Consider the following 12874-nt stretch of genomic DNA (forward strand, 5'->3'; position numbering starts at 1 on the left):
GCCTAGGCTAAAGTGGGGATCACAAGTGCATCAGGCGTGCGTGTGTCGATTACTCTGCTACTCTGCCGCCTTGATCGGTGTCGGCAGCACAAAGGGCAATTCTGGTTCGCGCGGATCGCGATCATCTTCGTCGTCGAAATCCCAGACCAATTCGCGCGAGGCCATCTTGCCTGTCTGACGCGATAACGACCAATCGCGGGCTGCCTTGCTTGCGCGCCCAAGTGACAGTTTGGCCATAAGCTGGCTGAGCCACATGGCATAGGTCACGATCCACACCCGCATCGCCAACAACGAAGGTGTCACCACCAGCGTCAGGACGGTGGCAATCCCAAGGCCAAAGACAACGGCTGTGGCCAGCTGTTTCCACCACAACGCGGTGGGGCTGTCGATCGTATAGCCGCCGCCACCAAAATCGAGGCTCAGCCCAAACATCATTGGCGCAAGCCCTGCCATTGTGGTGATAGTGGTCAGCAAAACGGGGCGAATGCGGTCTTGGGCGGTGCGAATGATCGCCTCGATCCGGGGCATGTAGCGTTCGTATTCCTGATAGGTGTCGATCAGCACGATATTGTTGTTCACAACAATTCCGGCCAGCGCCACAATGCCTGTACCGGTCATAATGATCGAAAACGCCTGATCCATCACAAGCATCCCAATCAGAACGCCTGCGGTGGACAAAATGACGGCCCCAAGCACCAAAAGCGAATTGTACACGCTGTTGAACTGCGCCAGCAGAATGATGAACATCAGCCCCAACGCGCCAAGGAACGCTTTGCCAAGGAACGCACCGGATTCGGCTTGGTCTTCTTGGTCGCCGGTCCATTCTGTTTCAATGCCGCTGGGCAGCGGGTTCGTATCGAGCCATTTGGTTAACTCCGCAATGCGTTCGTTCGGGTTCACCGGCACAAGGCGCAGATCGCCGCTGTCCAACGCGTCTTGCAGATCAATGCCTTGTCCGGTTTTTCCAAGTGACAACACAGTAAACGTTGCACCTTCTACGTCTGAGATTTCCCCGGCAGGCGAGGGGCGCAGCGTGGCAGCGATCGCTTCGACATCGTCGCTGTCGCTGCTGACGAGCTTTTGCAATCCGGGCAAAACGTCGGCCTTTACGTCGAAATAGCGGGTTTGATCCACGCGATTGATCTGCGCCAACTCGGCCACAGGGGTGCGAGAGATAAAGTTCGCCAAAGGCACCAACCCGTCGGGCGTGCGTACTTTCAACGTATTAAGGGTGGACAGCACGCGATCTTGAGCAGGCAGGCGGACGCGGATGTCGACCTCTTCGTCCGAGGATGGCACGCGCATGGTGTCGAGCAACAAACCACGCGTCACAAGCTGTACCATCGCGCCGACGGTCGCCACGTCTGCGCCGTATTGGCCGGCCTTTTCGACATCCACATCGATCTGCCAGTCGATGCCGGGCAGGGGGCGGGTGTCTTCGACTCTGGTCATGCCGGGCAGGTTGTCAAAGGTGGCGCGCGCTGCACCTGCGGCGGCCAACAAGTCGTCGAAATTGTTGCCTTTGATGCGCAAATGAACGGGCTTGGCGCTGGCCGGACCTTGGGCCAAGGGCAGGGCTTCGGTGCGGATGCCGGGGATTTGTGACAGGGCGTCGTTCAATTCCTGCATCACAGTGTCGCCGTCAAAAGCGTTGGCTTTGACGTGGCGGGTAACGGTATGGTTGATGAACGGCAGCGTGAACCACGGTTCGGTCGCTTCGGGGCGTTCTTCCCATGGGATCGTTTCCAGCTGGATTTGACCGATGGCATCCAGCGGCGCGCCAGCCCCGCCCGTGTTCGCGTTTAGACCTCCATTGCCCGCAAATGAAAACGCGCTGCGGATGCCGGGATGGTTGACAACGACATCTTCGGCCTGACGCAGCAGGGCGTCTTTTTCATCCAGCGACAGGTTCCCGCGCGCGATCACATAGACGATGGCCTGTTCGGGCTCTGTCTCAACAAAGAATTCTACGCCGTTGTTGTTGTTGATGAAATAGACAAGCGTGGTGCCGACAAAAACAAAGACACCGGCCAGCATGGCGATGGGCATGATCGGATTGCCGACGATCCCTTGCATGAAATAGCCAAAGCCGGAACGTTGATAGCCAGATGCCACATGGCCGCCACGTGATCCAAACACTTTGCGTCCAGCCCACATGCCAGCCCAACCCAACCGCACAAACAGCGCCGCGAACGACAAAATAGCCAAGACCACGCCGCTAAGGGCCAGTCCGACAATCGCGACCATGCCAAAGCTAAAACCAAAGACCCGCAGCAAGCTTGGCAGCACTGAACCCCATGTATCTTGTTGGTCCATGCCCGCAAATTGCGCCTGCACGTGTCCCATCAAGGGTTGCAAGCCAACAAGCCCAGCGACCAACAAGATCGCCAGTGGGAACAACATGATATGCGCAATGAATGGCAGCCGTGCAAAGCCGCTGCACTTGCTGGAAAACCAGTTGATCACTCGCGCCAACACGCCACCCATCACAGGCAGATAGATCAGCGCCACGATCAGTGAGGCCGACAAAACAAAGATCAGCGTGACAGGCAATTGCCCCATGAATTCGCCTGGAACACCGGGCCAGAATAGCATGGGCAAGAACGCACACAGGGTAGTGGCGGTGGACGACACAACCGGCCAGAACATGCGTTTGGCGGACTGCACATAGGCCTGCATGGGGCCTGCGCCCTCTTGCTGGCGCTTGTCGGCATATTCAACCACCACAATGGCGCCATCCACCAACATACCCACGGACAAGATCAGGCCAAACATCACAATGTTGGAAATCGAAATCCCCATGATCGCCAACAGCACAAAGCACAGCAGAAACGACGTCGGAATGGCAAATCCCACAAGGATCGAGGCACGTAAGCCAAGGGCGGCCAGCGACACAATCATCACCAATGCAATCGCCGTCAGCACAGACCCCTGAAGCTGGCCAACCATAGACGCGACTTCGCGACTTTGATCGTTTGAGGTGCCAACATCGACGGCCGCAACCAAGCCTTCGGGCCATTCATCGACTTTTTCAGCCAGCAAAACCTTTACCGCTGTTGCGGTGTCGATCAGGTTAAACCCTTTGCGCTTTACGATCTGCAACGCCACCGTGTCTTTGCTGTTAAACCGCGCGGTTGAGGTCCGGTCTTGGAAGGTCAGATGGATCGTTGCCAGATCGCCCAGTGTCACCACGCGGTCGCCATTGGTTTTGACAGGCAAGTCGTAAATATCGCTAATATCGTCGAAAGACGACGGGATTTTGACCGCAAATGACCCCTGCGCGGTTTCAACTTCGCCCGCTGCGATCAGCTGGTTGTTGTTTTGCACCACGTTGATCAAATCAGCGGCGGTGACGTTGTAAGCCTCAAGACGCAGGGGGTCGATGATAACCTCGACCATCTCGTCGCGGCTGCCCACGATCGAGGCCTCAAGCACGGAATCCATGCCTTCAACGTCGTCTTGTAAGTCTTTGGCAACGCGCGTGATTGTGCGTTCGGGCACTGGGCCGGACAGGTTCACAATGATGATGGGAAATTCGGAAAAGTTGAATTCATCCAGCGTATAGGCCTCGAACCCACCGGGAAATTCAGATTCGGCACCGTCCATCGCGTCGCGCACATCGGCCATGACTTGGGTTTTGTCCCAACCGAATTCGAACTCCAGCACGATGTTGGCATAGCCTTCGGCCGCCGTGGCCGTCATCTTTTTCAACCCGTCAAGGTCGCTGAGTTCCGTTTCCATCGGTTTGATTAGCAATGTTTCGGAATCTGCTGCCGAAATGCCGGGGAACGGGACCGAGATCACCAACGTCGGGATTTCGATGTCCGGCTCGCCCTCTTTGGGCAGGCTCACATAGGCAAAGGTGCCCACGGCCAACGACAAAACGATAAAGGCCAGCACCATGCGTGCGCGTGACGCGGCCCAATCAACGATACCGGTCATTGGGTTCGCTCCTGATAGGTTGGCGCGACTTTGACGCCTGCCGTCACGAATTCTTGGCCGACGACAATCACATCTGCGCGTTCGGGTAAGCCGGTCAACCAGACCCCTTCGACGGTGTCATGCACCATGTTGACGGGCACAAATTGCACAACGCTGTTTTCATCCAAAGTGCGCAGACCAAGCTGCCCATCGGCATTCAGCGTCAGCGCTGAGGCGGGCAACAGGTGCGCGCTGGAACCGGGGGCGTCGATGTCGATTTGTGCGGTTTGGCCATCGCGGATATCAAGTGCTGTGTTGGGCACCTCCATTTCGACCCGGAAGGTGCGGGTGGTCGGATCAGACGACCGGCTAAGAAAGGTCACTTTGCCGCTGATGTTTTCGCCACCGGCGGCAAGGCGGGCGCGCCCCATTGCACCAACACTGATGCGGCTGACTTCGGTTTCGGGGACAAATGCGACCAGTTTGATCGGATCAAGCTGGATCACGGTCGCGCATACGTCACCGGGTTGCAGCAAAGCGCCCAGCTCGGCCGTGCTTGTTTCCAACACGCCCGCGAAGGGCGCACGAATCTCAAGGCGTTCTAGTTCCTTTTCAGCGGTCGCAACGGCGGCGGCGGCGCTTTCGATCCGCGCATCTGCCGATTGCATGCCCGCTGTCGCGGCTGTCACACTGGATTTTGCTGCCTCTAGGGTGGCTTCGGCCCCGGCCACATTGGCTTCGGTGCTTTTGACACGGGTGTCGGCGGCAAAGCCTTCTTGGGACAGGCGGCGGGCGGCGGTGCGGTTGACCAGGGCCTCATCGATGCGGGCCTGCGCTTCGATGACGCGGGATTGGGCCTCGGGGATGCGGCTTTCGGCTTCGGTTTTACCGGCGATGGCCTCGGCCAGTTGCGCGCGCGCCTCGTTCAAGGCCCCGGCGCGGGTGCCGACGGACAATTCGCAAAGCAGCTGGTTTTCCGAAATAAAAGCGCCAGCGCGCAGGGGCGGGGATTGCACGGTCGAAGAGGTCTCTGCCCGCACAGTCACTTCGCGTACCGCTTCGGTTTGACCTCGCAGGATGACCGCACTGTCCAGTTCGCGTGCGAAAGATGTGACGGCGACGACTTTGATCAGCGCATTGTCGTCTTCTGGCGTGTCTTGGGGCAGTGCCGCGTCTTGCGCTATTTCTTCGGTTGGGGCCTCTGGGCTGAAATTCTCAGCGATAAAGGCCAGCGTTGCGTCGCGTTCAATGACCCAAAGATACAATGCCACTGCGACCACAATGGCCAGAAGGATGGACAAAATTCGCATCTCAGTCGTTCCTTGTTCGAAACGCGCGTCATGGGTGCGCGCGTGATTCACGCCTGCGTTATGGTCTTTTGCGACTAAACTAACCAGTTCAGTTTACAGTTTTTCGGCTAAAACCGCAAGAATGTCGAATTGCCGCACGCGTCTGCTTGATTTGTCACCCTTGGCTTGGCCTCGCAGGCGCGCTAAGAGGGGCGCGAAAACAACGCGGGCGTGGGTCAAATCCGCCGCAAACGTGGGGAGCGCGGGGCGTGAGCGACACCGACAGCTTTATTGAAGAGGTCACCGAAGAGGTGCGCCGGGATCGTCTTTACGGTTATCTCAAGCGTTATGGTTGGATTGCCGCGCTGGCGATCGTCGGAGTTGTGGGGGCTGCTGGTTTTTCCGAATTTCGCAGCGCGCAACAGGCCGCCAAGGCCGAAGCCTTGGGTGATGCAATGATTGCGTCCCTGTCCCAAGACGAAGACGAAGATCGCGCGAGTTCATTGGCGGACATCACAGCCGAAACGCCGCAAGGCGCGGCGGTTTTGGCCTTTATGACGGCCGGAGCACAAGCAGAAGCCGGCGAAAATGCGCTGGCAGCTGAAACCTTGCAATCTGTGTCGAGCAATCAAGATGTGCCGCTGATTTACCGTCAGGTCGCATCTTTCAAAACGTTGCTGGTGCAGTCCGATTCCGTCGATAGCGCGACGCGCCGTGCCGGGTTCGAAGCTTTGGCCGTGCCGGGTGTCCGCCTGCGCCTGTTGGCCGAAGAGCAGCTGGCACTATTGGACATCGAATCCGGTGATTCAGAGGCCGCAATCGCCCGTTTCCAAAGTATCCTAGACGATGCAGAGGCGACCGCAGGCTTGCAACGCCGTGCCCTTCAGGCAATGGTGGCTTTGGGTGGTGCGCCTCAGCTTGAAGAGAGCGCGAATGAATAAAGAGGGCGCGGCGATGACGCAGGGCGGAGCGCAGACCACATTGGTCAAATCGAAACGGAGCATGCTGGGATTGAGCGCACTGACGCTGGTGATGCTAGCAGCCTGCGCGGAACGCGAAATCATCCTGCCGGGTAAGCGTGAAGGCATCAACGCGATTCTTGCCACTGGCCAAGGCCAAACCGGCATCGAAGAAGCCGCAGCCGTGTCCCAAGCGTCGCGCACCATTCAATTGCCAGCACAAGTGGCGAACGCGAATGCGACCCAAAGCTTTGGCACACAAGATTTCCGCACCGACAACCCACGCCTGAACACATCTTTGACGCCTGTTTTTGCGGTCAACATCGGGCAGGGTGATGAACGCAAACACCGTATCGTGGCCGACCCTGTCGTGTCGGGTGGGCGGATATTTACGCTGGACGCCAAGACGACGGTGTCTGCGGTATCCACATCGGGCGCGTTGCTCTGGCAGGTCGATGTTCTGCCTGATGGCGCCGAGGACGGCGATTCGACGGGCGGCGGCCTCGCGGTTGAGGGCGACGTTCTATATGTCGCAAGCGGCGCTGGCGCGCTGAAAGCGCTTGAGACCTCGACGGGCCGTACGATTTGGGAACAGAAACTGGATGGCACGGCGTCGGGGCGTCCGACTGTGTTCGGTGATCTGGTCTATATCATGTCCGGGGACAACACGGGGTGGGCGCTCGATAAATCCAATGGCCGCGTGGCTTGGCAGGTATCGACCTCCGAAAGTGCGACCAACATTTTGGGTGCACCTGCGCCGATTCTGGTCGATGGGTTGGCAGTCTTTTCCTTCGGATCAGGCGATCTTCAGGCGGTATTCCGCCAAGGCGGGCTGCAACGCTGGCAATCGTCAGTTGTGGGCGAACGCAATGGGCGCGCTTTGTCTAAAATCAGTGATGTGACGGGCCGTCCAATCGCCAAGGATGGCGTTATTTACGTGGGCAACCAATCTGGGCGCACTGTCGCCGTATCCGCAGGCAGTGGCGGACGGATCTGGACTGCGAATGAAGGTGCCATCGATACGGTTTTGCCGGTGGGCGACAGCGTCTTTCTGGTCAGTGATCGCAACGAATTGCTGCGCCTTGATGCCAACGACGGCACGCGCATCTGGGGCACGCCGCTGCCGAATTTTGTCAAAGACAGACCAACCCGCCAATCCGAAGTCTTTGCCCACCACGGTCCAATTCTGGCCGGCGGGCGCATATTGGTTGCGTCTTCGGATGGTGTTTTGCGCAGCTTTGACCCCGTCTCGGGAAAGCTAGCAGGCATCGTTGACATCCCAAGTGGTGCCTCGACTGCACCGGTTGTGGCGGGTCAGACCCTTTACGTTGTGTCGCGCAAAGGCCAATTGCTGGCCTATCGCTAAAGGCAATCGCGTTTGCGGCCTTTTCGCGGGCGCGCTTATGGTCTATGTGCGGCCTCTGATCTGATCCTTTGGACGTCACCATGACCCTGACCCTTGCTATTGTCGGCCGCCCCAATGTGGGTAAATCGACGCTTTTCAACCGCCTTGTGGGTAAACGCCTTGCTCTGGTCGATGACCAGCCCGGCGTCACGCGCGATCTGCGCGAGGGTGCAGCGCGTTTGGCTGACCTGAAATTCACTGTGATCGACACGGCGGGCTTAGAAGAAGTCACCGACGACAGCCTTCAGGGCCGTATGCGCCGCCTGACGGAACGGGCTGTTGATATGGCCGATGTGTGCTTGTTCATGATTGACGCGCGCACGGGCGTTACGGCCACGGACGAAGTGTTCGCCGACATCCTGCGCAAACGGTCTGCCCATGTGCTGTTGGCCGCCAACAAGGGCGAAGGTGCTGCGGCAGATGCGGGTGTGCTTGAGGCATATAACCTTGGTCTGGGCGAACCGATCCGCATGTCTGCAGAGCACGGCGAGGGGTTGAACGACCTTTATTCCCAATTGCAGCCGCTTGTGGATCTGCATGAACAAAGCCTTGAGGACACAGACCCGGAGGTCGATGTCGATCTGGATGAGGACGAGGATGACCTTGACGCCATCCCGATGCCCACCAACGCCAAACCGATGCAGGTTGCCGTTGTGGGCCGCCCCAATGCAGGCAAATCCACGCTGATCAACCAGATCGTCGGCGAAGACCGCCTGTTGACTGGCCCCGAGGCCGGGATCACTCGCGATGCGATTTCCTTACGCACCGACTGGAACGGCACGCCCATGCGTATCTTTGATACTGCGGGTATGCGTAAAAAGGCCAAGGTGCAGGAAAAGCTGGAAAAACTCAGCGTCAGCGACGGTCTGCGTGCGGTGAAATTCGCCGAAGTCGTGGTTGTGTTGCTGGACGCCGCAATCCCGTTTGAACAGCAAGATTTGCGCATTGCCGACTTGGCAGAACGCGAAGGGCGGGCCGTCGTGCTTGCCATCAACAAATGGGACGTCGAAGAAGACAAACAAGCCAAGCTGCGCGATCTCAAGGAAAGCTTTGAACGGCTTTTGCCACAGCTGAAAGGTGCGCCGTTGATCACTGTGTCGGCCAAAACCGGGCGCGGCATTGATCGCCTGCACGACGCAATCATGCGCGCCTATGACGTCTGGAACCGCCGCGTGACCACTGCACAACTGAACCGCTGGCTGAGTGGTATGCTTGAGGCACACCCGCCGCCCGCGCCCCAAGGCAAGCGGATCAAGCTGCGCTATATGACCCAAGTCAAAGCACGCCCACCGGGTTTCGTGGTGATGTGCAGCCATCCTGACAAAATGCCGGACAGCTATAATCGCTATCTTGTCAACGGCTTACGGTTGGACTTTGATATGCCGGGCACGCCAATCCGTATCTTTATGCGCGGCCAGAATGACGCGAACCCCTATAAGGGTCGCAAGAAGGCACCGCCAAGCAAACTGCGTAAACATACTTCGGCGTCGCGTCGCAACGAACGTTAAGCTTGGCGCCCCATAGCGACGGCTGCGCGCAATGTAGCGAGCGCGACGGCCGCCATTCCGATGAAGGCAACGATGCCGACAATGGGCGGGGCGGCAAACATGATGCCGACAAACGCCCAAATCACCGCGATCCCGTAGGTAGGCGCGCGGTTCAGCCGGGTCTGTATGACGCAGGCCAGCACAGACGCAATAGCTATCATCAAAATGGCCGTCGGGACGTCACCCAACACGCCGTAGCCTGCCAGTAATAACCCAATGGCGACACAAGATGCAGCGCTCAACCACCCGGCATAAAGCCCGATGGGCAAGCTTGCCCAAGTCGCGTCCGACACCGGCGCGCGAAACAGCGCAATCAACGCCGGGATCAGCATCGCCCAAATCAGAACCGTTGCCAGAACTGGGCTAAGCACAGCGGCAGGCAACCAGATCGCACCCACAGCAAGAGACACTGCCAACGCAGGGCGCATATCCGCCCAATCGGGCGCATTGCGGCGCTGAAACAGCCCATACCCGGCAGAAACCAGCAACCACAGATAGATCACCCCCCAGATCGCAAAGGCATAGCCTGCAGGCTGCACCGCCGGATCATTCTGCGGAATAGGAAAGCGATTGGGTTCAAAGCCACCAAAGTCAGGCACCCACAAGGTCGAGGCCGCAAAGGCAATCGTCAGCAGCAGTATGAGCAAAGGCATGGAATTCCTGACCCCTTCATGGACTTTACCAAGGCACGCCCTGTGCCTATGATTTCGTTACATTATCTATGCCAACCTCCTTAACAAACAAGGATTTTTATCCGTGAAACGCATTGTTGTTCTGTGTGATGGAACGTGGAATTCGCCCGACATCGCCGATACCACCCATTTGCCTGAACTGGCATTGGCGTTGGATACGGGGCCGGACCAAGTGGTGAAATATTTTTCGGGCGTGGGAGTGAACGACGACAAACGGTTCGAAACCTTTCTTGGGCGCGGTGTGAACCGTGTGCTGGGCGGGGCGACAGGCTGGGGTTTGGGTGCCAAGGTTAAAGCAGCCTATATGGCGATCGCCGAAGTCTATGAACCGGGGGACGAAATCTATTTGTTCGGGTTTTCGCGCGGTGCATTCACGGCGCGTTCTGTTTCGGGGATGATCCGTAAATGCGGTATCGTTGACGACACCTCGGTCAGTGGCATCAAGCGTGCCTTTCGGGTCTATCGTGCGGGTGGGGCCGGAAACCATCCCGACACCCCTCACATGATCGAAGAACGCGCGGCGATTTCGCCGAGACTTGCGACGTCGCTTAAGGATCAACAGGCACGGGACGGCGATGTACCACTGGTCAAGATCGCCTATCTTGGTGTCTGGGACACTGTCGGGGCGCGCGGCATTCCTGTGGCGTTGTTTGGCGGCCTTGCCGCGTTCTGGAACCGCCAATACCAATTTCACGACATGACGCTATCAAGCCTTGTGGCTTCGGCCCGCCACGCTGTCGCGTCAGACGAGCGGCGGGTGTTTTTTGAACCTACATTGTGGGAAAATACCAATGATTTAAACGCACAAGCGGGGGCAGGGCCGACGGGCCTGCCTTATCAACAAAGCTGGTTTGTGGGCGATCACGCGATCATCGGGGGCAGTGCAGAAACGGACGCGCTGTCGCGGTATACCATGCACTGGGTGCTCGAAGGAGCGCCTGATTTGCACTATCGCTCCGGCACAGCGCCGGGGCTTGAGGGCGCGGATCACCGGTTCGAATCGGCGCGCCTGAGCAATCCCGGCGGAGTCTATGAAATCGCCACGAACTTGCTGGCGTGGCGCAGTGGGCCGGACAAAGACACCGACCTGCACGACACCACGCGCCAGCGTCTGGCAGAGCTGCCAGACTATCGCCCGCTCAGCCTAAAGCGCTTTTTCTCAGGATAGGGTGCCGTCCACGCCCAGCGTCGTCTTGCCACCCAAATAGGGGGCAAGCACGTCGGGCAATGTCACCGACCCATCCGCGTGCTGGCCGTTTTCCAGCACGGCAATCAGGCAGCGCCCAACGGCCAAACCGGATCCATTCAGCGTGTGCACAAACTGCGGCTTGCCACCATCTGCAGGCTTGAAACGGGCGTTCATGCGGCGCGCCTGAAAGTCGCCGGTGGTGGAGACCGAACTGATCTCGCGGTAGGCATCTTGGCCGGGCAACCACGCCTCGATATCAAAGGTGCGGCGCGCGCCAAAGCCGGTGTCGCCGGTGCACAATTCAACCGTGCGATATGGAATATTCAGCAGTTCCAACAGGTTCTCGGCACACCTTAACATGCGCTTTTGTTCTGTATCACTGTCGTCGGGGTGCGTGACGGACACCATTTCGACTTTTTCGAACTGGTGTTGGCGCAACATGCCAGAGGTGTCACGCCCCGCACTGCCGGCCTCGGATCGGAAGCACAGAGTGTGGGCGGTCATGCGAATGGGCAGGGCCTTTGCATCCAGCACGTCGCCAGCCACGGAATAGGTCAGCGGCACCTCGGATGTGGGAACCAGCCACATGCCCTCGCGGGTTTGATAGCTGTCTTCGCCGAACTTGGGCAACTTATCCGTGCCATACATCGCATCATCGCGCACCAGCACGGGCGAGTTTACTTCGAGCAAACCGTTCTTGTCCACATGGGTGTCGATCATGAACTGTGCCAGCGCGCGGTGGATACGTGCAACAGCCCCTTTGAGCATGACAAAACGGCTGCCAGAGGTTTTGGCGGCGGTTTCGAAATCCATGTGCGGGGCGACGGAAGCCAGATCAAAATGTTCTTTCGGCGCAAAATCAAAGGCTTGCGGCGTGCCCCAGCGGGACACTTCGACGTTGTCGTCTTCATCCTTGCCATCGGGCACATCGTCGGCGGGCAAGTTGGGGATATAGGCCAGCGCGTCGGTCAATTGCGTATCAAGCGCCTTGGCCTGTTCCTGCATCTGCGCGATTTGTGCTTTCTTTTCAGACACAAGCGCGCGCAGGCGTTCAAATTCAGCCTCGTCTCCGCGACCCTTGGCGGCGCCGACTTCTTTGCTGGCTTTGTTCTGTTCGGCCTGTGCGGTTTCGGCGGCCAGAATGCAGGCGCGGCGTTTTTCGTCGATGTCCAACAGGGAGGATGACACCGGCGCATCACCGCGCCGCGCAAGGGCGGCGTCAAAAGCGGCGGGATTTTCGCGGATAGCGCGGATGTCATGCATGGGTCTGGTCCTTTTTGGCCCGTTGGGCAGTGGCGCTGATATGCCCGATTGTGCGGCTTTGGAAAAGGGGGGAATGGCGATACATCTGCCGCGCACAGGGTGTGCACGGGTTTGGTGTATTTTTGGTTAAGGGGTTATTCGTTCCGACCGGAGGAGGTCAGCCACTTTACGAGTCAATGTAAGGCCACTTGTCCATGCCGAGTTCTTTCAAAAAATCAACATAGTATGAATGTGTTGCACCATCCGTAGAGTCGTATGGCGACCAGTGCTGATACCCTGTGGATAAAACACCGTGCTTAAGTGTGTGAAATTTGACTTCATCTTGTTGTTCTGGAGAACCGTCTTTAAAAACGTGAAAGGTGCTCAGTTCTGAATCGCTAGGCTTTTTGGCTCTGACATTCAAATGCAGCTGGGTATCTTTGGTGCCAAACGTTTCAGAAATTTGAGATGGTTTGCCAAGATAATGCATACCACGCAAGTCGCTTGCAACAAAACTTACTCCGCGTAACGAGTGTGCCGTTCGCAAGCCTTGGAACAAACCTCCGGGTTCTAAAGAAATGATTGCGAAACCTAGTGATGCACCAGTTAAGTCGGATCGCCAAAAGGTCG

Annotated in this window: 9 protein-coding genes; 4 read left to right on the forward strand and 5 right to left on the reverse strand. The window is 58.0% G+C overall.

The features are described 5' to 3' along the window. Positions 1 to 57 precede the first annotated feature (57 nt). Positions 58 to 3942, reverse strand: coding sequence for an efflux RND transporter permease subunit (locus ABJF76_RS15885; RefSeq protein WP_413819422.1), 3885 nt, complete (start codon positions 3940 to 3942; stop codon positions 58 to 60). Beyond that, positions 3939 to 5231: an efflux RND transporter periplasmic adaptor subunit gene (locus ABJF76_RS15890; protein WP_413819421.1), complete on the reverse strand. Its 1293-nt coding sequence runs from the start codon at positions 5229 to 5231 to the stop codon at positions 3939 to 3941. Before ABJF76_RS15890 ends, ABJF76_RS15885 begins: the two co-directional genes overlap by 4 nt. A 248-nt stretch (positions 5232 to 5479) precedes the next feature. Here ABJF76_RS15890 and ABJF76_RS15895 point away from each other — a divergent pair, with 248 nt between their 5' ends. From ABJF76_RS15895 to der, 3 genes are all read left to right on the forward strand, one after another. Next, a complete protein-coding gene (locus ABJF76_RS15895; protein WP_413819420.1) occupies positions 5480 to 6151 on the forward strand; it encodes a tetratricopeptide repeat protein in 672 nt (223 codons plus the stop codon). Next, positions 6144 to 7535 (forward strand): PQQ-binding-like beta-propeller repeat protein, encoded by a 1392-nt coding sequence (locus tag ABJF76_RS15900; RefSeq protein WP_413819419.1) that lies wholly within the window; start codon positions 6144 to 6146, stop codon positions 7533 to 7535. Before ABJF76_RS15895 ends, ABJF76_RS15900 begins: the two co-directional genes overlap by 8 nt. An 80-nt stretch (positions 7536 to 7615) precedes the next feature. Next, a complete protein-coding gene (gene der / locus ABJF76_RS15905; RefSeq protein ID WP_413819418.1) occupies positions 7616 to 9082 on the forward strand; it encodes a ribosome biogenesis GTPase Der in 1467 nt (488 codons plus the stop codon). On the opposite strand, the gene ABJF76_RS15910 is transcribed toward der, so the two are convergent. Next, entirely contained in the window at positions 9079 to 9774 is a 696-nt protein-coding gene (locus ABJF76_RS15910) for a hypothetical protein (RefSeq protein ID WP_413819417.1), read from the reverse strand. The two genes, der and ABJF76_RS15910, sit on opposite strands and share 4 nt — an antisense overlap. Positions 9775 to 9877: 103 nt before the next feature. On the opposite strand from ABJF76_RS15910, the gene ABJF76_RS15915 reads away from it, so the two are divergent. Continuing rightward, complete coding sequence (locus tag ABJF76_RS15915; RefSeq protein ID WP_413819416.1) at positions 9878 to 10981, forward strand: DUF2235 domain-containing protein; 1104 nt, start codon at positions 9878 to 9880, stop codon at positions 10979 to 10981. On the opposite strand, the gene serS is transcribed toward ABJF76_RS15915, so the two are convergent. Next, a complete protein-coding gene (serS, locus tag ABJF76_RS15920; RefSeq protein WP_413819415.1) occupies positions 10973 to 12265 on the reverse strand; it encodes a serine--tRNA ligase in 1293 nt (430 codons plus the stop codon). The genes ABJF76_RS15915 and serS overlap by 9 nt on opposite strands. Positions 12266 to 12431: 166 nt before the next feature. Beyond that, positions 12432 to 12874: hypothetical protein (locus tag ABJF76_RS15925; protein ID WP_413822613.1), on the reverse strand; the 443-nt coding region annotated here is incomplete at its 5' end.

Source organism: Tateyamaria sp. (assembly GCF_039940735.1).
In the GTDB taxonomy this organism is placed as follows: Bacteria; Pseudomonadota; Alphaproteobacteria; order Rhodobacterales; family Rhodobacteraceae; genus Tateyamaria.

What these genes read in the sequence shown, in the direction of transcription:
- ABJF76_RS15885 (WP_413819422.1), bottom strand. Translation starts at nt 3,942, where the DNA reads ATGACCGGTATCGTTGATTGGGCCGCGTCACGCGCACGCATGGTGCTG.
- ABJF76_RS15890 (WP_413819421.1), bottom strand. Translation starts at nt 5,231, where the DNA reads ATGCGAATTTTGTCCATCCTTCTGGCCATTGTGGTCGCAGTGGCATTG.
- ABJF76_RS15900 (WP_413819419.1), top strand. Translation starts at nt 6,144, where the DNA reads ATGAATAAAGAGGGCGCGGCGATGACGCAGGGCGGAGCGCAGACCACA.
- der (WP_413819418.1), top strand. Translation starts at nt 7,616, where the DNA reads ATGACCCTGACCCTTGCTATTGTCGGCCGCCCCAATGTGGGTAAATCG.
- ABJF76_RS15910 (WP_413819417.1), bottom strand. Translation starts at nt 9,774, where the DNA reads ATGCCTTTGCTCATACTGCTGCTGACGATTGCCTTTGCGGCCTCGACC.
- serS (WP_413819415.1), bottom strand. Translation starts at nt 12,265, where the DNA reads ATGCATGACATCCGCGCTATCCGCGAAAATCCCGCCGCTTTTGACGCC.